This is a genomic window from Flavobacterium sp. KACC 22763, assembly GCF_028736155.1.
GTDB lineage: Bacteria > Bacteroidota > Bacteroidia > Flavobacteriales > Flavobacteriaceae > Flavobacterium.
Genome location: NZ_CP117879.1, coordinates 4,947,546 through 4,968,644, shown reverse-complemented (window position 1 = coordinate 4,968,644; position 21,099 = coordinate 4,947,546). Strand labels below are relative to the sequence as shown.

Genomic DNA, 21,099 nt, shown 5'->3' with positions numbered 1-21,099 from the left:
TCCAAAATATTTAGAAGAATAAAGGAAGAAAAAAATTATGATCGAAAAAGTTTTATGCGAAATACATGGCACAAAAGAAATGACTTTTGGCTGTATTCACATTGCAATGGCAACAGACTCCAAAGAAAAAGTAGGTTTTTACTATTCAGAAGCCGAAGAAGATCTTCCTCAAATTGCCTGGTGTGGAGCATGCGAACAATGGCTTCTTGATAATGGCGAAGAATGGACTGATGTTTTTCAAGCCAAAGCCGATTTTCAAATGTTATGCATTGATTGTTTTGATGAAGTAAAAAATAATGAAGCAGAAATTCATATTCGATAAATAAATTCCCCTTCGTTTTAAACAAAGCTTAACTTTGTAAAAAACGACAATCATGAAGAATTTTTTATTTTTATTTATAGCCATTGTTTTTGAAATCATTGCAACATCAGCATTAAAAAAGTCCGAAGAATTTACCAAACTCATTCCGAGTATCATTACCATTATTGGATATTGTGGCGCGTTTTATTGTTTGAGCTTCGCCATCAGAACCATTCCTGTTGGATTTGCCTATGCCATCTGGTCTGGAGTCGGAATTGTTTTAATTACCGCAATTGGCGCTATTTTCTTCAAAGAAATTCCAGATTTGCCAGCCATTATTGGCTTAGCTTTAATTATAATTGGAGTTGTTGTAATTAATGTTTTTTCTAAAACTACAGCTCATTAAATCAAAAAATATTATTTTTGATAGTATCAAATGATACTATCATGAAGCCTCCTTATGACATTACACCCATAATATTAAAATTGATAACTTCTATTTCTGAAAAAATCGGAGCACTAAACGCTGCATATCTTGACAAACAATCTCCAAAATTAAGAAAGCAAAATAGAATTAAAACAATACACTCTTCATTACAAATTGAAGGAAATACTTTAACAGAAGAACAAATAACTGCATTAATCGAGAACAAAAGAGTAATTGGTCCTCAAAAAGATGTGTTAGAAGTTTTAAATGCTATTAAAGTTTATGATGATTTAGAAAAATATAAATCGACTTCTTCCAAAAGCTTTCTAAACGCTCATCAGTTATTGATGAAAGATCTAATTCTTGATGCTGGAAAATATCGAAAACAGGGAGTTGGAATTGTAAAAGGAAATAAAGTTGCACACATAGCTCCTCCTTATGAGAGTGTTCCATTTTTAATGAATGATTTATTTGAGTATTTGAAAAATAAAGACGAACTAACTTTGATAAAAAGCTGTGTCTTCCATTATGAAATGGAATTTATTCATCCTTTTTTAGATGGAAATGGAAGAATGGGAAGATTATGGCAAACTGTTATTCTGATGGAAGAGTATCCTGTTTTTGAATTTTTACCTTTTGAAACATTGATCAGTAAAACTCAAGATAGTTATTACAAATCTTTAGCCATGAGTGACAGTAGCGGTAAATCAACTTATTTTATTGAGTACATGCTAGATGTAATAAATAAGTCACTAGAAAATCTACTTAATTATGATAATAGAACAATAAAAGACATTGACCGATTAGAGTATTTTTATTCTCTAGGAATCAAAGAATTTACTAGAAAAGATTACATGCATGTCTTCAAAGATATCTCAGCAGCTACTGCAAGCCGTGATTTAAAAAAAGGGTTAGAACTAAAATTTTTCGAAATTACAGGAAATCAAAGCACTGCCAAATATACCTTAATTAAATCTTAGTTTTCTTTAAACAGGACATTCGCAATCATGAACCTCCGCAAAGCTACAATCTCAGACCTTCCCGAAATGCAAAAATTGTATGTAGAAACCATTCAATCCGTTTGCAAAAACGATTATAATGCAGCTCAAAGAGAAGCTTGGATTTCTGGTGTCAAAAATAAAGAACGGTGGATTGAAGTTATCGAAAAACAATTTGTTTTATTAGCCATTATCGAAAACAAAATTGCAGGTTTTGGAACCTTAAAAGATGGAGATTACATTGATTTCTTCTACATACATAAAAATTTTCAGCGACAAGGAATTGCAGACAAAATTCTAAACGAATTAGAAACTGAAGCTAGAAAACATCATTCCAAAATCATAACTTCAGATATTAGTATTACTGCAAAACCATTTTTTGAAAAGAAAGGATTTGTTGTAAAAGCCAAGCAGAAAAATATTCGCTTAGGCGCGGAATTGATTAATTTTAAGATGGAAAAAGAATTGTAAAATTTTGTTTCAAGTTTCAGGTTTCAAGTTAAGCTGGATCTTGAAACCTGAAACTTGAAACAAAAAACAAAGCAAGTTTCGGATTTTTTACCTGCCAAAACCAATCGATCTTTGCCTTATAAAATGGAAGAAAAATGAACACACAAGAAACCATTAATTATAACCGCATTGCAGAAGCAATCGATTATATCAAAGCAAATTTTAAAGATCAGCCCAATCTTGATGAGGTTGCAGAAAAAGTGCATTTAAGTCCGTTTCACTTTCAGAGGCTTTTTAGCGAATGGGCAGGAACGAGTCCGAAGAAGTTTTTACAATATACAAGCATCGAGCATGCCAAAAAATTACTCAAAGAAAATCAGGCGACCGTTTCTGAAACTGCTTTTGAAACAGGATTATCAGGAACAAGCCGTCTTCATGATTTATTTGTAAATATCGAAGGAATGACTCCTGCAGAATATAAAAACGGAGGAAAAAATCTTGAAATAAACTACAGTTTTGCTGAAAGCCCATTTGGAAACATTATCGTTGCATCGACTTCAAAAGGTGTTTGTTTTATGGCTTTCGCCGAAGATGAAATCACGGGATTTATTGCCTTGAAAGATAAATTCCCGAATGCTCAATTTTCTAAAAAGCTGGATTTATCTCAACAAAATGCTTTATTTATTTTCCAAAATGATTGGAGCAAATTATCAGAAATTAAACTGCATTTAAAAGGAACCGATTTTCAACTGAAAGTTTGGGAAGCTTTATTAAAAATTCCGATGGGACAGCTTTCTACTTATGGTTCGATTGCACACCAAATTCAAAAACCAAATGCATCTAGAGCTGTTGGAACTGCAATTGGAAGCAATCCTGTTGCGTTCTTAATTCCTTGCCATCGTGTAATTCAGTCTTCTGGAACCTTTGGCGGTTATATGTGGGGAAACACCAGAAAAACTGCTATTATTGGTTGGGAAGGTTCTCATGTAAATCCATAGTTTTTCTGCCACGACTCGAGCGATAGCGAACAGGCGAAGCAATTCACGAATTAAACTAATTCTATTCGCATAGATTTTACAAATAATTCGTGAATTCGTGGCGAAAAAAAATCTTTATCTAAATTACTATGCAAAATATACAATCAAAAATTGCTTCTCAAAATTGGGAAAGCATCACCGAATCTATGCACGAAAATGGATTCGCAATTATCCCAAAAGTCCTTAATAATGAACAATGCGAAGACTTAAAATTCGATTATGACAATCCATCCATATATCGAAAAACAGTTGTAATGGAACGTTATCGATTTGGTTTAGGAGAATACAAATATTTCAATTACCCACTTCCAGATCTAATTCAGAATATTCGATCTGCAATCTATCCGAAATTAGCTCCAATCGCAAATGCATGGATGAAAGCTTTAAATATAGACACAATATTCCCAGCGAAACATGAAGATTTGCTAAAACAATGTCATGACAATAATCAGCTCAAAGCGACAGTTTTAATTCTAAAATACGGCAAAAGCGGTTTTAATACTTTGCATCAGGATTTATATGGTGATGTTTATTTTCCTATTCAAATTGTGCTTTTTCTAAACGAACCTGACGAAGATTTTACTGGTGGCGAATTTGTTTTGACTCAACAAACTCCAAGAGCACAATCGAAAGCTATTGTTTTGAAACCCAAAAAAGGAGATATTTTAGTTTTTACAACCAATTTTAGACCTGTAAAAGGTTCAAAAGGCTATTATCGCGTAAACATGAAACATGGCGTAAGCGAAGTTCAATCTGGCGAAAGATATACGTTGGGAATTATTTTTCATGATGCCCTTTCTTGATTTTTGCTCGCAAAGTCGCGAAGTCGCAAAGAGATATTTTAAGACTTAGCTGACTTATTTTTTAAGGTTAATAAATCCTAAACTTTGCGATTCTGCGACTTTGTGAGAAATTAATATTTAACAATTTAATTATGATTGAGCATAGTAAAATAACCGATTCAGACCTTCGAAATAAAATTAAAAAAGGCGAAATTTGTTTCGGTGGCAATCAAAAATTAAAAATCTACGGAACGCTCAAATGTTCTTCGGGAAAAAGAATGAAAAGAGAAAATCGTGTCTTCTTTTCCTCTGAAATAGATGCCAAACAAAATGGTTTCAGACCTTGCGGACATTGTATGAAATCGGAATATCTAAAATGGAAAAATGGACTTATTTAATCCTCAAACAGACGAAACAACCAATCTGCTTCCAAAAGATGGAACGGTGAATTATTACGGAAGATTATTTTCGAGGACAGACGCCGATTCCTACCGTGATATTTTATTAAATACAATTGAATGGAAAAATGATGAAGCTGTAATCTTCGGGAAATTAATTTTAACCAAACGAAAAGTTGCTTGGTACGGCAATCAGGAATTTGAATACACCTATTCCAATACGACCAAAAAAGCTTTGCCTTGGACACCTGAACTTTTAGAATTAAAGAAAATTATCGAAGAAAAAACAGGAGAGACTTTCAATTCTTGCCTGCTCAATTTATATCATACTGGTGAAGAAGGAATGGCTTGGCACAGTGATGCCGAAAAAGATTTAAAGAAAAATGGAGCAATTGGCTCAGTAAGTTTTGGAGCAGAACGTAAGTTTGCTTTCAAACATAAAGAGTCTAAAGAAACCGTTTCTCTGATTTTGGAACATGGAAGTTTATTGGTCATGAAAGATGAAACGCAAACACATTGGCTTCATAGGCTTCCTCCAACAAAAACTACGCAAAAACCAAGGGTTAATTTGACTTTTAGAACAATTGTGAGATAGCAATTCTATTTCTTTTGTGAAGCCACAGTTTCGTAAGATAGTATCAAAGCATCTTCAAACATTTCGGGTCTTACTCTTGAAAGTTCGACAATTGTCCAGCCTTGTTTTCCCCATTTATTTGGAATTGGATAGAAAATCTTTTCGCTTGATGAGCAAAAAACCGATTGGTCAATTTCGTTTAACTTTAAAACGGCATGATTATTTTTTTCATCGAAGGTGGCAAAAATTTTCTTTTTGATTCTAAAAGAAGTTTTCTCAAAATGAGGTTCTTCAGTCGCATCTGGAAATGACAATGCTAATTTTCTGAATTCTTCAATTGAAACCATAATATCATTTTTAAGATTAAAGTTTACTTTTTACCAGCCTTGATTCAGTCCGTTTTTAAGAACCTCATCGTATTTTTCTTTATCAAAAGAATATAAGTTTGGAGCTTTGTGCGCTACATTGCTTTTCTTTTCGTCAAGCTTATTTAGAATTCCAATATTGGTGATTTTACGTAAAAAATTTCGACGGTCGAGTTTTTTATCCAAAATCGTTTCATACAATTTTTGCAGTTCTGGAATGGTAAATTTCTCTGGCAATAAATTGTAACCTATTGGCATTAAATTCAATTCTATTCTTAAAGTATCTAGAGCTTTATCCAGAATTTCTCGATGATCCAAAATAAGCTCAGGAACTTCTTTGTGATCAATCCATTCTACTATCTCATGTCTATTTGCTGGATTTGGAAGAATTTTCGAAAAATCTACCAAAGCATAATATCCAATCGTAACAAAACGGCGCATAAGCCATTTTCCTTTTGCTTCTTCAATTTTCAGATATTCCAGCGTTTTTTTATCAAAATGCTGTTTGTTACGATCTACTTTTCCGAAGGTTGCAAATTGTCTTAAAAAAACACCGTCAACACCAGTTCTGCTATTCAATACTGTGATTGCAGCCGTATCTATATCCTGATCTACTGGGATAAATCCGCCGGGTAAAGACCATTTATTGGCACGTTCCACTTTAATCAATAAAACTTTTAATTGATTATCATGAAAACCAAAAATGACACAATCTATAGAAAGTCCAGGCTGGTAATTTTCGTTATTATCTATAATGTCTTTTAACATCAAAAATCTTTATAAAATTCTTTCTTTTAATAACTCTGCAATTTACTTCATTTTTATAAAACTTACGTAATTTTCTAAAGAGATGATTTTCAATCAAAACAGAAGTGTTCAAACTACAATTTTAACGAAAATTTAAAATCAAATTTAAAAAAAATAAGTACATTGCGTCATAATAACACATTAATGATTTTAATTGTTAAAATTGAAATCTAAAAAAAGAACAATAATACAAAGCTACCATTTATCTTCAAAGTGAGTGTAGAAATTTAAATGTAGAAAACCATGAATACCAATACTTTAAAAAATTTTAATCAAAAGATTAGAAGTAAAATTCTAAATTCTTTTGGTTTTGTTTCTAAAACCTATCTCTTAGAAGCTTCTTTGAAATATAGTGAAGAACAAGAAAGAATTTTCAATGAAATGATTGTTGAAACTGACGCAAAAAACAAGAAAGCAAAACAAGAAGCATTCGATAAAGCCTTGTACGCTTCTTATAAAGGAATTGGCGCTATGGATTTTGTAAATACTGTTATAAAATAACCCTGCCCCTGTTTATAATTTATAATGTAGCCTCACTTTTAGTGAGGTTTTTTTTTATTATAAATTTTACAATAAAATGAAAGAAAATGGTCATTTATTAGTTATTTTAGCTGTTTTAAAAGTAAGAATATACTCCTATAGAAAAGTACATGGAAAACATCATTGAATCAGAAAGCTACAAAATTCAAAAACCAGAAAACTGGGCACCTACAATTAACGACGATCAACTTATTGATTATATAAAAGAATCGGATTTCTCCAACAAACAAGTTGAAGAAGGTCGAGATTTCTGTTACTTTTTAGATAAAGTTTACTACACAAGCGATACCGAAAACAGCGAATATGCTTGCGTTGCTTATACGCTTAACGAACCATCAAATCTAGAAAGCGCTTCGGCAAGAGATGTTGTTGTAGAAGAAAACGAGACTTATGTTATACACAGAATAAGTGTCTTGAGAGATGGTGTTTTGATCGATAAAATTGCAGATACCAAAATTAAAGTTTTGGATAGTGAAAATCAAAGCGAAGGCGGTATTTTGAGCAGTAACAAAAAAGTAAACATAACAATTAAAGATTTACGTCTTTATGATATTTTGATTACTGAAGATTCTCGCACAAAGGTTTTTACAGATCGCGATTTTATGAGAAAGGAATTTCTTAAATATGTGTACGTAACACCAAGTTCTTATTGGGCTTACGGAAAATATAAGTTTTCATTTATCAATGATAGAAAAGAAACAATCGCTTACAAAAAAACATTTTTCAGAGATGAAGAGGGAAATGTTATAGAACCCGAAATTAATTACCTGAAAAAAGCAGAGCGTTTTGTTATTGAAAAAGAAGATTATATTAACTCTTTTGACGTTAATAGAGAAATTGCTCCTTTTATTGATTTTGCTACAGATCGCAATTGGATTGATTTATCTAATTATATTTCTCCACTTTACGAAGAAATATACAGTAAAGCTTCTCTAAAAGAATTTGCTCCAAACCTTGTTGAAAAACTAGATGCTATTGCAGATCAAGACGAAAAGTTACAGTTTGCAATTGATTATGTACAAAGTCATGTGTATTACGTTTTTAATGCTGACGAAATGAACGGCCACAAGCCGCAAGAACCATCAGTAACTTATGAAAATAAACAGGGTGACTGTAAGGCAAAATCGGTTTTACTGAAAGTCGTTTTGGATTATATTAATGTTGATTCTTCTGTAGTATTGGTAAACTTTAATTCGGATCATTATATTAAATATTATCTTCCATCTTTATTGACTTTTAATCACGTTATTGTAAAAATCAATTACAAAGGCGAAACGTATTTTGTTGATGCTACTTCTAGAGATGAATTTGGGCTAATTGAAAACCGTGGTTATATCTACTTTATGCATTATTTGGAAGTAAAACCAAATCAGGAATTAGCGATTAAAGAACCGTATAAGTTTCCTTATTATGGTATAGCTGAAAAAGCAGATTTCAGTGCTGAAAATAATATAGGTCAGTTAAAATTGGTTTCGACTTACAAAGGAAATCGTGCCAATTATATGCGTAAGTATTTTAAAAACACGAATAAAAGAGAAATAGTTGACAGCTGGAATAATTTCTTATTCTATGCTTTAAATTATTCTAGTGATCGAAACGGAACAGATATCAGAACTATTTTTAAAGATGCTTCAATTGAGATTGTGAGCGATGATAAAAAGCTGAATGAGTTTACAATTCAGTATAACACTTCAATCGAAAATCCTTATTTTACAGATCCTGAGAAGAATCGTTTTTTAATGTATTTTGATAGAAATGTAGTTAAAAATTCTGCTCGCGACTTTTTGCATAGCGATCTTTCATTCTGGCATAATTTTGATAACGAAAAATACGAAATCAACTTATCGACAGACCAGAAAATAGATACTCAAGAAAAATATACTATTCAAGAAAGCACTATTACAAATCCTTATTTTGATTTTACAAGCCGCAAAAAAGTAACCAAAAATGGCGCTTCTATTTATGTTGATTTTAAACCATTGATCAATCTAGAAATTCCAAGTGAAGATTTTGAAGATTTTAGAAATGCACATCATGAAATTGCCGACAGCAATTATGGAATTGGAATCGATATTATCGAACAAGGTTTAATGAATATGCTGAAATATAGTTTTAAGAAACGTCTTAAATAAAATTTGACATAAAAAAAGCGGGATTTTAAAATCCCGCTTTTTTATTTAATCCATTATACTAAATTCTTTCAACACATAGAAACATAGTTAAAGACTTAAATAAAAGGCGTTTCACTAATTTAAATGCACATAGTTTTGCTATGTGTGGAAACTTATTTCTTTTATTCTCTTTTGTACAAGACAAAAATCTATGTCTCTATATGTTAGTTTGCACTTTTTAATTTCAACCAATGGATTAATTTACTAATTCAAAATCAGATTTTAATTTAATATCTGCTGATGAAGCTCCGATCATAACTTCGAAATCTCCTGGTTCAGCAACCCATTCTACTTTATTGTTATAGAAAGAAAGTTTCTCTTTGTCAATTGTAAATTCGATTGTTTTAGATTCTCCTGCATTTAATTTCACTTTTTGGAAATCTTTCAATTCTAAAACTGGTCTTACAACAGATCCAAATTTATCTTTCAAGTATAATTGCACTACTTCTTCTCCAGCTACTTTTCCTGTATTTTTCAATTGGAAAGAAACTTTAATCGTTTCGTTGTTTTTTATTTTTGTTGAAGATAATTTCAAACCAGAGTAATCAAACGTTGTATAGCTCAAACCATATCCGAAAGGATATTTTGGAGAATTTTTCAAATCGATATAAGCTGAAACATAATTTGTTGAGTTTTCATCTTTAGCTGGTCTTCCTGTGCTGAAGTGATTGTAATAAATTGGCACTTGCCCTACTTCTCTTGGGAAAGTCATTGGCAATTTTCCTGACGGATTATAATCTCCAAATAAAACATTTGCAATTGCATTTCCAGCTTCAGTACCTAACCACCAAGTGTAAACAATTGCAGGAACGTTATCTGCTGTCCAGTTGAAAACTAAAGGTCTTCCAGCATTTATTAAAACTACAACTGGTTTTCCTGTTGCTTGAATTGCTTTTACTAAATCTTCTTGAACACCTGGCAAATGCAAGTCACTTCTGCTTTTTGCCTCACCGCTCATATCACGTCTTTCTCCAATACTCAAGATTACAACATCTGCTTGTTTAGCTGTTGCAACAGCTTCTGCAAAACCATCTTTGTTTGTTCCTTCGATCTCACAACCTTTTGCGTACAATAATTTGGTGTTTTTACCCACTTTATTTTGTAAACCATCCCATTGCGAAACGATCCATTTATTGTAATCAACTTCTGGAAGTTCTACAGACCAGAAGCCCATATTCTCTTTGTATTCTTTAACCATTGGTCCAATAAATGCAATTGTTTTTACATTTTTAGAAATTGGTAAAGTCTGATTTTCATTCTTTAATAAAACAATACTTTTTTCAGCAACTTCAAGAGCCGCTTTTCTGTGTTCTGGGTTGTTTAATGCTTTTTCGGCACGTTTTTCATCAGAATATCTGTAAGGATCATCAAATAATCCTAATTCGAATTTCTTGCGAAGAATACGTCTTACTGCATCATCAACCAAATCAATCGAAACTCTGCCTTCTTTTACTAACTCTGCTAAATTCTTACGGTATGCATTACTTTCCATATCCATATCGCTTCCTGCAGTAATAGCTGAATAAGCTGCTTCTTTAAGATCTTTAGAGTAACCGTGAGCCACCATTTCTCCAATTGATCCCCAGTCTGAAACTACAAAACCTTGAAAATTCCATTTTCCTTTTAAGATATCTCTCTGCAAATGCGCATTTCCTGTTGCAGGAATTCCGTTAATATCATTAAATGAATTCATAAATGTTGCTGCACCAGCATCTAAAGCCGCTTTAAATGGAGGCAAATAGGTCTCCCACAACATTCTTTCGCTCATATCTACAGAGTTATAATCTCTTCCTCCAACACCTGCTCCATAAGCAGCAAAGTGTTTTACGCAGGCCATAACTGAGTTTAAATCTCCCAGTTTATTTCCTTGAAAACCTTTTACTCTTGCATAAGCAATTTTAGAACCTAGATAAGTATCTTCTCCTGCTCCTTCCATTACACGTCCCCAACGAGGATCACGGCTAATATCTACCATTGGCGCAAATGTCCAGTGAATTCCGCTTGCTGCAGCTTCTGTTGCTGCAACTCTTGCTGCCAATTCAATTGCTTGCAAATCCCAGCTTGCTGCTTCGGCTAGCGGAAGCGGAAAAGTAGTTTTGTAACCATGAATAACGTCTTGACCAAATAACAATGGAATTTTAAGTCTTGACTGCATAGCCAATTCCTGGTATCCTCTGGTATATTTTGTTCCGATTACGTTTAGCATCGAACCAATTAAACCTGCTTTTATTTCAGCTTGTTTGTTTGGGTTTATTGTAATTGGACCCGTTGCCTGATTGTCGCCAGTATATTGATTTAACTGACCGATTTTTTCTTCGATTGTCATTTTCTTCAACAGATCATTGACTTTCTGATCTATTGTCTGCTGTTGTGCCGACGCTAAAAGCGAAAGCATAAACAGCATAATTGTTGTTGTTTTTTTCATGTGTTTAAGTTGTTTACCAAACGTAAGTTGCTACTGCACCTGCATTTAGAGTGGTTGTGGTTTGTTTTTGGTTGTATTTAATATTAAATGTTGCAGCCGAAGCTCCATCATTTTCAACAATTAAAACGGTTTGTCCTGATGGAGTTTTGAAAGCCGCATTATATAAGTTTCCTGCAATATTACTTCCAATTCTTACCGAACCTTCTGGAACAAATTTAGAAGCATGCCCAATAATATAATATCCTACTTCTCTTTTGATGTTCTGATTCTGATCAATCATCAAAGCTCCTTTACAAGTCGAACATCCTCCTGGCGTAAAAGGTTTGTAGAACTCATCATTTGCCAATCCCCAAGAAAGTGCATTTTTGCTCCAGTTACGCATTGAACCAATTACTACATTTTTTACGCTCCATTTCAAGTCAGTTTCAAAATTAGTTCCTGAACCTGTGTATTGTTCGGTAAAATACAAATCTTTATTTGGAAATTCGTTATGAACAGTAGTCAAAGCGCTAATATCTCCTTCGTACAAGTGAAAAGCCGATCCAGTTACAAACGGATTCGCTTTTGGATCTCTTAAAATTGTCAAAGGATATTCTGGTTTGTTACAGTTGTGATCGTAAACAATGATTTTAGTTTTTATGTTTGCTTTCGCGAAAGCGGGACCCAAATGATTTCCAATAAAATCTGCCTGCTGTTCTGCCAACATTAACAAACTTGGATTATTTCCAGGGTGCAACGGTTCGTTTTGAGGTGTAATGGCATCAATAACAATTCCGTGAGATTTCATTGCTTGAATATATTTTACAAAATACTGAGCATAAACTCCATAGTATTTTGGCTGTAAGCTTCCTCCTTTAGAGCTTCCGTTATCTTTCATCCAAACTGGAGGCGACCATGGAGAACCCATTATTTTAATTTTAGGGTTTATAGCTAAAATTTCTTTTAAAACCGGAATAACATCGTTTAAATCTGGACCAAGATTGAAATGCTCCAAATTCATATCTGTTTGTCCTTCTGGCATATCATCATACGAAAAAACTTTTTCATTCAAATCTGATGCTCCAATACTTATTCTTAAATAACTTAGACCAATTGCATTGCCTTTTCTTGAAAATAATTCCTGAAGTAACGCTTCTCTTTTTGCCTTATCCAATTTTTTGATAGCCTGAGCGCTTCCTCCTGTTAGCGAGAATCCAAAACCTTCGATGGTTTGAAATTTCTCAGCTGGATTAATCTCGATTGTCTGATTTGAATTTGTTTCTGAACTAAAAGTCAAATCAGTTTGTTTTTTAAGTTTTGAAGTTTCATCTGTAGTAGTAATCCAAGATTCTACTTTTCCAGAATTGGCAGTAACACTTTTTGAAGATCCACAATTGAACTGCATCGCAATTAATGGCAGCAAAACTAGGATTTGAAGTTTTTTGTTGATGTTTTTCATTTTTAATCTATTTCTATTAAGACAGGCAAATGATCTGACGGATATTTTAAATCTTTAGAATCACTTAACACTGCGTGTTTTTGAACTTTTAGACCACTATTTTTTGAAATAAAAATGTAGTCTAATAATAATGTTACAGGTTCATTGTGTTTGAAATCGTTGAAAGTTCCTGAAGGTCCAAAAGGTTTTTCTATTGAAACATCTTTGGTATCATCCATCACTTTTTTGATTTCTCCAATTTGCGTTGTGTTTGGTTCAGAATTGAAATCGCCCATTAAAAAAGCTGGATAATTTTTAGTATTAAGTTCCTTCATTTTAGAAAGAACAAGCTGTACGCCTTTTACCCTTGCTTCTTCTCCCATATGATCCAAATGCAGATTAAAAACCCAAAATGACTTTTTAGTTTTTAAATCTTTAAAAAGCCCATAAGTACAAACTCTATTGCAGGCAGCATCCCAACCTCTTGACACCACATTTGGAGTTTCAGACAACCAGAAAGTGTTCGATTGTTCGACTTTAAAACGATCTTTTTTATAATAAATCGTACAAGCTTCGCCCAATCCTCCTTCTTCTCTTCCTACTCCAAATCTGCTATAATTTGGCAGAGCCGATACAATGTCTAAAACTTGATTTGGCGTTGCTTCTTGAACTCCGAAAATTTCTGGACTATAAAACCCAATTTGAGAGGTAAAATAATCCTTTCGTTTTGGCCACGCATTTTCTCCATCTGAAGCAACATCCAAACGGATATTATAAGTCATAATTTTTAAATTCTGACCATAAAATGAGTTCACGGCTAAAAGCAGCATTACTGCAAAAACAAGTTTGTTTATCTTTTTCATGTTAAAAAATTTTAATCTTGTAAATCTAGTATTTACGGGACTTTAAAGAAAAAAATTTATTTAAAAGTTATGTTAATTGTACACTCTTACATAATCAATTTCGTAAGTCGCTCTTTGAAAGTTTGGATCTACAGTTCCTCCAAAATTTCCTCCCATTGCTAAATTTAGAATCACAAAGAATTTGGCATTAAATGGAGTTGTGCTTGAGTTTTTATACGTGTAAAATAAATTATCGTCTACATAAAATTTGATGTTTTCGGCATCCCATTCGGCAGCGTAAATATGAAACTCAGTTGTCGAATTTGCAACTGTTGTTGTTTTGGTGTCTGGCGTATTTCCTGAACGTCCTGGAGAATGTAGAGACGAATGAATCACATTTGGATTATTTCCAACTGATTCTAAAATATCAATTTCTCCACATAACGGCCATCCCGCTGTGTCTATATTATCTCCCAACAGCCAGAAAGCTGGCCAAGTGCCACCGCCTACAGGCAATTTTGCACGAACTTCTGCTCTTCCATACTTAAAAGAAAATTTACCTCTAGTCAGCATTCTTGTAGAAGTATATTGGTTTCCTTGGTAAGCTTCTTTGATTGCTGTGATTTTCAAAAGGCCACCTTCGATTTTTACATTTTCAGAGCGGTTTGTGTAATATTGTAATTCGTTATTCCCAAAACCGTTTCCATTTCCTAAATCATATCCCCATTTTGAAGTATCTGGCGCTCCATCGGTATTAAATTCGTCTGACCAGATTAATTTTCTGGCTACGAAAATATTTACTGTTGTAGAAGTATTAGTATATTTTATTCCATTAAATGCCGTAACATCAATCGTATAAGTTTTGGTTCCTGGCTGAGTAAACTCATAAGAAAAATTGCTGGTTGTAAACTCTTTTGTTTCATTGTTTACTACTATTTTATATGACTTTGCATTAGAAGCATCAATTTTTAAATTAATTTTTCCGCTTCCGTCTCCATTTGGCATTTCAGCAGTTTTGCCAACTACATCAACTTGTACAGAAATTTTATCAGGAGCTACGACAGGAGTATCAGTTGTATCGTTGTTACTGCTGCAAGACTGGAACACAAACAACATTATTAAAGTAAGAACTCCAGCTCTATTTACGAGATTGATTATTTTCATCTTTTTATTATTTAAATGGTTTAGTTAATAAATTGAATATCAAGATAAATATTATTTCTACTACTTTTTGTTTTTGTTCGCAGCAAAGTCAAAATAGTTCAAATTAAAACCTCCTTTTTCAAATACAGCTTTCACTTTATTTGAACCTGATTTCAATGCGACATTAGATAAAACAGCTGTTTTCCATTTATCATTTTCTCCAGTTGCAGGAAGTGAAATCACTTCTGATTTTGTTCCTCCATCAATTTCTAAATACAATTTCCCTTCTGCTTTTTCGCTCGAATAACGAATCGCAACATTGTAAGTTCCTTCTTTTGCATCAACAGTGTACTGAATCCATTCTCCATCTTCAATGAATGAAACTTGATAGCCGTTTGAATCTTTATCCTTGCAAGGCAAAATATCAACTCCATCATTTCTCATGCTGTTGCCGCGATTCCATTGCTCGTCTTTTCCAGTTACGGATCTGTAATTTATAAAATCATTATCCGAATAAGCTTTTCCGTTGGTTCCTAAATCGTAATGCGTTGCTGCAATTTTGCCCGGAATTGCATTCTTCTTGTATGGTTTTGTATCGTCTGTCTGCACTTGTCTGAACATTGCATCTACCACATCTGGCTTAACAGTTACGTTTTCCATTTTGTAATTGTCGGCCATTTTCATCAAGGTCTTTTTTGCAAATTCTGGAGATGGTTTTAGACCACCATCTTTCCAATATTTCAACAGAGCATCATATTCACGAGTTTTAGTAACAGAAGCTACTCCAGCAATATTGTCTATTTTTTTCATTGGCCAGAATGCCCATCCAATGTTGTTTGTTTCAACCAATGTCAATGCATCTTTAAACCAAACATTAGAATTTTCTCCACTTTCTCCCATCCAGATTGGTACATTGTATTTTTCTCTATAGCCTAACATCTGTTCGATCGAAGCCTTGTCGGTATAGTTCCAATATTTGTGAAAACTTAAAGCTAGATTGTCATCCCAAAGAGGAAAAATGCCGTTGTAGTTATTTCCCCAGCAGTTTCCTTCAATAAAAATTAAATGATTGGTATCGACTTCGCGAATGGCTTTTGTAACCGCAACCATTAAATCTCTTAAAGGTCCGTTTGAATTTTCGTCACAGCCATTTTTATTTGATCCTGTAAAATTCCAGTTGGGTTCATTGATAATATCATAAGCGCCAATCCAAGGATTATCACGGTAACGAGAAGCCAATTTTTTCCACAGCGCAATCATTTTTTTCTGATTGGCTTCGCTTTGCCAAAGCGCTGGTTTTGTTGTATCAAAATCTGAAATCGCGGCGTCATTTCCTTGCCCGCCTGGAGCTGCGTGCAAATCTAAAATCAGATATATTTTATTTTCTGCACACCATTTAAGCAAATTATCGGTCATGGTAAAGCCTTCTTCTATCCATGTGATTTCACCGTTCTTTTCCTGTTCAATTGGCGGAGTGTACAGATTGTAATGCATTGGAAGACGAATAGAATTAAATCCCCATTTTGCCAGAGAATCGATATCTCGTTTTGTGATCCCGTTTGCTTTGTAGGCTGCATAAAATTCTTTTGTTCCCTCTTCGCCAATTACATCTTGTATTTTTTGTCGAATCTGATATTGCGGACTCGCAAATGGCTGTGTCTTTAACATGTAACCTTCCTGCACCATCCATCCGCCAAGACCTAAACCTCTTAAAAGAACATTTTTTCCATTACCGTCAACAATTTTTTGTCCGTCTCTGTGCAAGAAGCCTTGCCCAAAAGAAGCAATAGAAACTAGAAGCTGTATTGTTAAAATTATTTTTTTCATATCAAAAGGTCTCTAAATTTATTTCCAAGTGTAAGTTCCAACCGATCCTCCTTCAAGCGAAGTTGTTACCCATTTTCCGTTAAATTTAATATTGAAAGTCTCTGTAGCAGAACCATCATTTTCAACAATCAATACTTTAGAACCTGAAGGCGTGATAAAAGCTACATTTTGTAAATTGCCAGCTGAATTACTTTCTATCCTAGTTGATCCCATTGGAACAAATTTTGAAGCATGTGCAATAATATAATACGCTACATTACGCTCAAAACTGTTATTAGAAGTTATAGTTATAGCGCCTTTGCACATGTCACAGCCTCCATCTGTATGAGGGCCAAAATTTGCATTGTTAGCCAAATTCCATTCTAATGCATTTTTACTGTAATTTCTCATCGATCCGATAATTACATTTCGAAGATGCCATTTTAAATCGCCTCCAAATTGCCCGTCAGAAGAAGTCCATTGTTCTGTGAAATATACATTTTTGGTCGGGTATGAATTATACACATCTGTTAGCGCGCTGATATCTCCCGCATATAAATGAAAAGCCGATCCGTCTACAAATGGAGAAGCATCTGCATCTGCCAAAATTGTTTTTGGATAATTTGGATTATCGCAATTGTGATCGTAGGCAATAATCTTTACGCTTAAATTTGCTGCCTTAAATGCTGGCCCTAAACTGTTTTTTATAAAACTTGCCTGATCTACTGCAGACATATACATGCTTGGATTGTTTCCGTCATGCAAAGGTTCATTTTGAGGAGTTACGGCGTCGATTGTAATTCCTTCCGCTTTCATTTGCTGAATGTATTTTACAAAATATTTAGCGTAGACATTGTAATATTCTGGCTTAAGTTTTCCGCCTTTAAAACTAGCAACATCTTTCATCCAAATAGGTGCAGACCAAGGCGTTGCTAAGATTAGAATTTTAGGATTAATCGCCAGAATTTCTTTCAGCATGGCAATTAGATTTTTGTCTTTTTCTAAACTAAATTTATCTAAATTTAAATCTGTTTCTCCAGCTGCAAGATCATTATAAGTAAAAGGCGCTGCACTTAAATCTGAAGCCCCAATACTGATTCTAATATAACTTACTCCTATTGCGCTTTCTCCAGAACCAAATAACTCCTGCAATAGAGCAGTCCTTTTTGTTGCATTTAATTGGTTTATAACATCTACGCTTCCTCCTGTCAAAGTATATCCAAAACCATCAATTGTTTGGTATTTTTGTGTATCCTTAACTTCAATGTTTACATATGCATTTGCTGTTGTGCCAAATCCTAATATTACAGATTGTTTTTCCAACAAAGCACTCTGATTGCTCTTTGTGAGCCAGAAATCAACATCTTTTGTAACTACTACTGGAGGATTTACCACTGGCGGATCTACAGGCGGATTTTCTACCGGATCACTTGAAGAGGAACATTTAACCTGAGCCAATACAACCACCATACAGCAAAACGCTTTTATAGTATTCTTTAAATTAAACTTCATTTTCTGTGGTTTTTAGTTAGTTCGGCAATTAGTATACAATAGTTTGTATTGCATGTGCCGGAATTGTAATCGTTATTTTTTCTTTTTGATTTTCTAAAGAATAAACAACCTCTTTTTCAGATTGATTCATTACAATCGTAATCAATTGTCCGTCAGAGTTTTTAAAAGAAGTACTTAATAAAGATTTATCGCTTGTGGTTTCAAATACTCTTTTTGCGTTTGGTCTAATGAATTTTGAGAAATGTCCAATATAATAATACATCGGAGTATAAATTAATTCATCTTTTGTGGTATCAGCATGAATAGGTGCAAAACAGAAATTACCAACGTGGTTTGGCCCTCCATTTTGATCTAATAGAATATTCCAGTCTGTCCAACCAACTGTTCCATTATTAAAATCATGAATCATATTGATTCCGTAACGTTCTGCATTTCCCCAAAACTGATATTTAGAAGCATCAAATTTTTCAATACACCCTTCTGTAAAAAGCAGATTTTTGTTTGGAAATGCTTCGTGAACTTTTGCCACAGACTCAAATTGAGGCGGGCCACCATTCCATGTTTCATACCAATGAAATCCGATTCCCCAAGCATATTTAGAAACTTCAGGATCTGAGAAAACGAGATTGGCTCTTTTGGTTAGCATATCTCCTCGATTATGATCCCAAATAATAACATTTTTAGAACCTAATCCTTCTTTTTCTAAAGTTGGTCCAAGATGGTTTTTAAGAAAATCTCTTTCTGCTTCTGGAGTATAAATACAAGATTCCCATCTTTGTTTTGCCATTGGTTCGTTCTGAACCGTTAATCCCCAGATTGGAATTCCTTCTTTTTCGTATTCTTTTATAAATTTAGCATAATACAATGCCCAAGCTGGAGCAAATTCAGGCAACAAAACGCCGCCGTGCAAAATATCATTATTGTCTTTCATGAAAGCTGGGGGACTCCATGGGCTGACAAATAAGGTTAGTTTTCCGTCGGCTGTTTCAATTGCTTTTTTGATTAAAGGGATTCTATATTTGCGATCGTGGTCAATATTAAAAGTCTTTAGGTCTTTGTCTCCTTCAGAAATATAGGTGTAGCTGTCACTGCTGAAATCACAGCTGTGAATGTTTGTTCTTGCCAAAGAATATCCAATACCTTTGTTTTTATCGTAATAGGCCGTTAAGAATTCTTGCTGTTTTTTTGGTGATAATTTGGCAAAAACTTCTGCACTTGCATCTGTAATTGCACCACCGATTCCGAGAAAGGTTTGGTCTGTTTTTTCAGTATTTACTAAAATAGATACTGTTGATGTTTTTTGTTGTGTAGTGTTGTTTTTTGAAATTAGATCATTTGATAACGACAATTTCAAATTGGTGTTTTCGGCAGTAGTATAAACCTTTATTTTATTATTTTTTTGAGCTGTTATTTTTGAGGTAAAACAGCTTAATTGCATTAAGACAAAGGCTGATAAAAATATTTGAGAGGTAACTTTCATGTTGCTTAAAAAATCGTTTTAAAAAATTAAAAGCAAAGAGAAGACTAATATGGATGATTCAAATTAGTCCTCTTCATTACTTTACTACAAAATATTAATAAACAAGTGTTTGTATAGCGTGTGGCGGAATTTTGACTTCTGCCTTTTTATCTCCAATAATTAAATTGTAGGTAAGGTCATTTGCTGATTGGTTCATGACAATAGTGGCCATAGTTCCATCAGCATTTAAAAAAGAGGTGCTCAATAAGGCGCTTTTGCTCACTGCAGTACTTACTCTCACAGCATCTAAACGGATGAATTTTGAAAAGTGTCCGATATAATAATAAGATGGTGTGTAGATTAATTCTCCTGTTGTAGTATCTGCATGAATTGGTGCGAAACAGAAGTTTCCAACATGATTAGGTCCTCCAAACTGATCTAAAAGAATATTCCAGTCTGTCCAAGCAACTGTTCCGTTATTAAAATCATGAATCATGTTAGTGCCGTAACGTTCTGCATTACCCCAAAATTGATATTTTGATGCGTCAAATTTTTCAATACATCCTTCTGTAAACATCAGTTTTTTATCTGGATAAGCTTCGTTTACTTTTCCAACATTATCAAACATCGGCGCTCCGCCCGACCAAGTTTCGTACCAATGAAATCCCATTCCCCAAACATATTTTGATGCTTCAGGATCTGAGTAAATTACGTTGGCACGGTAATTCATCAAATCACGGTTATGATCCCAAACAATGATTTTTTTATTGCCAAGGTTTTCTTTTTTCAAAGTTGGCCCAAGATAATTTTTGATAAAATCTCTTTCGGCTTCAGCTGTGTAAATACAAGATTCCCAAGTCTGTACCGCCATTGGCTCATTTTGTGTAGAAGTTCCCCAAATTGGAATGCCTTCTTTTTCGTAGGCTTTAATAAATTTTACATAGAAATTTGCCCAAGTCTGATAGTATTCTGGAAGTAAAGTCCCTCCTTTTAATACATTTTTGTTGCTTTTCATAAAAGCATTTGGTGACCAAGGCGCAACGTATGTTGTTAATTTTCCTCCAGCTTTCTGTATAGCTTGTTTTATTAAAGGAATACGATATTGTCTATCATGATCAATAGAAAAAGTCTTCAGATCTTTATCTCCTTCTTCGATATAAGAATAGCTTCCACTGCTAAAATCAGAACTTTGAATTGTTGTTCTTAGCAAAGAATAGCCAATTCCTTTTTGTTTATCGTAATAAGCATTTAAGAATTCTGCTTGTTTTTCTTTTGAAAGTTTAGCAAATATTTCTGCACTAGCGTCTGTAATTGCTCCTCCTATTCCCATAAAAGTCTGAAACTTTTTGGCTGGTTCCACAAAAACAGAAGTTTCTGTTTCTAAGGGTTGTTTTGCGGCAGAAAAAGTCAAATTATCTGTAGTGGTCAATCGTAACTTTGAGTTTTCGGCAGTAGTGTAAACGGTTATTTTTTTTCCGTTGGTTGTAAACTCTTTTTTTGTTTTTGGCTGTTGTGCAAAAGCTGCAGCAGAAAACAAAAGGCATAAAATTTTTAAACTATTTTTTTTCATTCGCTTCCAATTATTATGATTTTAAATTGAAGTTTAGAAGAAATCAAAATCGAGTTCTACCTATGAAGGATTTAA

At 33.6% G+C, this 21,099-nt stretch carries 20 protein-coding genes; 10 read left to right on the top strand and 10 right to left on the bottom strand.

The window, feature by feature from the left end; all coding sequences use genetic code 11:
• Window positions 1–37: 37 nt before the first annotated feature.
• The 8 genes from PQ463_RS20865 (at window position 38) to PQ463_RS20830 (ending at window position 4,988) form a co-directional block, all read left to right on the top strand.
• A complete protein-coding gene (locus tag PQ463_RS20865) occupies window positions 38–322 on the top strand; it encodes a hypothetical protein (RefSeq protein WP_274255318.1) in 285 nt (94 codons plus the stop codon).
• Between the two features lie 52 nt (window positions 323–374).
• Entirely contained in the window at window positions 375–707 is a 333-nt protein-coding gene (locus PQ463_RS20860) for a DMT family transporter (protein WP_111367936.1), read from the top strand.
• A gap of 41 nt (window positions 708–748) precedes the next feature.
• Entirely contained in the window at window positions 749–1,708 is a 960-nt protein-coding gene (locus PQ463_RS20855; protein WP_274257982.1) for a Fic family protein, read from the top strand.
• A gap of 27 nt (window positions 1,709–1,735) precedes the next feature.
• Complete coding sequence (locus tag PQ463_RS20850) at window positions 1,736–2,197, top strand: GNAT family N-acetyltransferase (RefSeq protein WP_274255317.1); 462 nt, start codon at window positions 1,736–1,738, stop codon at window positions 2,195–2,197.
• A 134-nt stretch (window positions 2,198–2,331) separates the two neighbouring features.
• The gene (locus tag PQ463_RS20845; RefSeq protein ID WP_274255316.1) at window positions 2,332–3,174 is read left to right on the top strand and encodes a bifunctional helix-turn-helix domain-containing protein/methylated-DNA--[protein]-cysteine S-methyltransferase; all 843 of its coding nucleotides are present in this window, start codon (window positions 2,332–2,334) and stop codon (window positions 3,172–3,174) included.
• A 128-nt stretch (window positions 3,175–3,302) separates the two neighbouring features.
• Window positions 3,303–4,016 carry a 2OG-Fe(II) oxygenase gene (locus tag PQ463_RS20840; protein ID WP_274255315.1) on the top strand — a complete coding sequence of 238 codons (714 nt, stop codon included), beginning with the start codon at window positions 3,303–3,305 and terminating at the stop codon, window positions 4,014–4,016.
• A 131-nt stretch (window positions 4,017–4,147) separates the two neighbouring features.
• A complete protein-coding gene (locus PQ463_RS20835; protein WP_274255314.1) occupies window positions 4,148–4,393 on the top strand; it encodes an Ada metal-binding domain-containing protein in 246 nt (81 codons plus the stop codon).
• Window positions 4,380–4,988: an alpha-ketoglutarate-dependent dioxygenase AlkB family protein gene (locus PQ463_RS20830; protein ID WP_274255313.1), complete on the top strand. Its 609-nt coding sequence runs from the start codon at window positions 4,380–4,382 to the stop codon at window positions 4,986–4,988. Before PQ463_RS20835 ends, PQ463_RS20830 begins: the two co-directional genes overlap by 14 nt.
• 5 nt (window positions 4,989–4,993) lie before the next feature.
• On the opposite strand, the gene PQ463_RS20825 is transcribed toward PQ463_RS20830, so the two are convergent.
• On the bottom strand, window positions 4,994–5,314 hold the full coding sequence (locus tag PQ463_RS20825; protein ID WP_274255312.1) for an MmcQ/YjbR family DNA-binding protein: 321 nt from the start codon (window positions 5,312–5,314) through the stop codon (window positions 4,994–4,996).
• Between the two features lie 30 nt (window positions 5,315–5,344).
• A complete protein-coding gene (locus tag PQ463_RS20820; RefSeq protein ID WP_274255311.1) occupies window positions 5,345–6,100 on the bottom strand; it encodes an NUDIX hydrolase in 756 nt (251 codons plus the stop codon).
• 282 nt (window positions 6,101–6,382) lie between these two features.
• On the opposite strand from PQ463_RS20820, the gene PQ463_RS20815 reads away from it, so the two are divergent.
• Together PQ463_RS20815 and PQ463_RS20810 are read left to right on the top strand one after the other, a co-directional pair.
• Entirely contained in the window at window positions 6,383–6,640 is a 258-nt protein-coding gene (locus tag PQ463_RS20815; RefSeq protein WP_111426170.1) for a hypothetical protein, read from the top strand.
• A gap of 149 nt (window positions 6,641–6,789) precedes the next feature.
• Window positions 6,790–8,811, top strand: coding sequence for a hypothetical protein (locus tag PQ463_RS20810; RefSeq protein ID WP_274255310.1), 2,022 nt, complete (start codon window positions 6,790–6,792; stop codon window positions 8,809–8,811).
• 235 nt (window positions 8,812–9,046) lie between these two features.
• Here the strand turns inward: PQ463_RS20810 and PQ463_RS20805 are convergent, their stop codons facing one another.
• The 8 genes from PQ463_RS20805 to PQ463_RS20770 all read right to left on the bottom strand — a co-directional run bounded on the left by PQ463_RS20805 (window position 9,047) and on the right by PQ463_RS20770 (window position 21,024).
• On the bottom strand, window positions 9,047–11,275 hold the full coding sequence (locus PQ463_RS20805) for a glycoside hydrolase family 3 N-terminal domain-containing protein (protein WP_274255309.1): 2,229 nt from the start codon (window positions 11,273–11,275) through the stop codon (window positions 9,047–9,049).
• A 13-nt stretch (window positions 11,276–11,288) separates the two neighbouring features.
• Window positions 11,289–12,713, bottom strand: a complete 1,425-nt coding sequence (locus PQ463_RS20800; protein ID WP_274255308.1) for a glycoside hydrolase family 30 protein — start codon at window positions 12,711–12,713, stop codon at window positions 11,289–11,291.
• 2 nt (window positions 12,714–12,715) lie between these two features.
• The gene (locus PQ463_RS20795; protein ID WP_274255307.1) at window positions 12,716–13,555 is read right to left on the bottom strand and encodes an endonuclease/exonuclease/phosphatase family protein; all 840 of its coding nucleotides are present in this window, start codon (window positions 13,553–13,555) and stop codon (window positions 12,716–12,718) included.
• A 72-nt stretch (window positions 13,556–13,627) separates the two neighbouring features.
• Window positions 13,628–14,698, bottom strand: coding sequence for a glycoside hydrolase family 16 protein (locus PQ463_RS20790; protein WP_274255306.1), 1,071 nt, complete (start codon window positions 14,696–14,698; stop codon window positions 13,628–13,630).
• Between the two features lie 60 nt (window positions 14,699–14,758).
• Window positions 14,759–16,504 carry a cellulase family glycosylhydrolase gene (locus PQ463_RS20785; RefSeq protein ID WP_274255305.1) on the bottom strand — a complete coding sequence of 582 codons (1,746 nt, stop codon included), beginning with the start codon at window positions 16,502–16,504 and terminating at the stop codon, window positions 14,759–14,761.
• An 18-nt stretch (window positions 16,505–16,522) separates the two neighbouring features.
• Window positions 16,523–17,995, bottom strand: coding sequence for a glycoside hydrolase family 30 protein (locus PQ463_RS20780; RefSeq protein ID WP_274255303.1), 1,473 nt, complete (start codon window positions 17,993–17,995; stop codon window positions 16,523–16,525).
• 28 nt (window positions 17,996–18,023) lie between these two features.
• Complete coding sequence (locus tag PQ463_RS20775) at window positions 18,024–19,475, bottom strand: glycoside hydrolase family 30 protein (RefSeq protein ID WP_274255302.1); 1,452 nt, start codon at window positions 19,473–19,475, stop codon at window positions 18,024–18,026.
• Between the two features lie 94 nt (window positions 19,476–19,569).
• Entirely contained in the window at window positions 19,570–21,024 is a 1,455-nt protein-coding gene (locus PQ463_RS20770; protein ID WP_274255301.1) for a glycoside hydrolase family 30 protein, read from the bottom strand.
• Window positions 21,025–21,099: the final 75 nt, after the last annotated feature.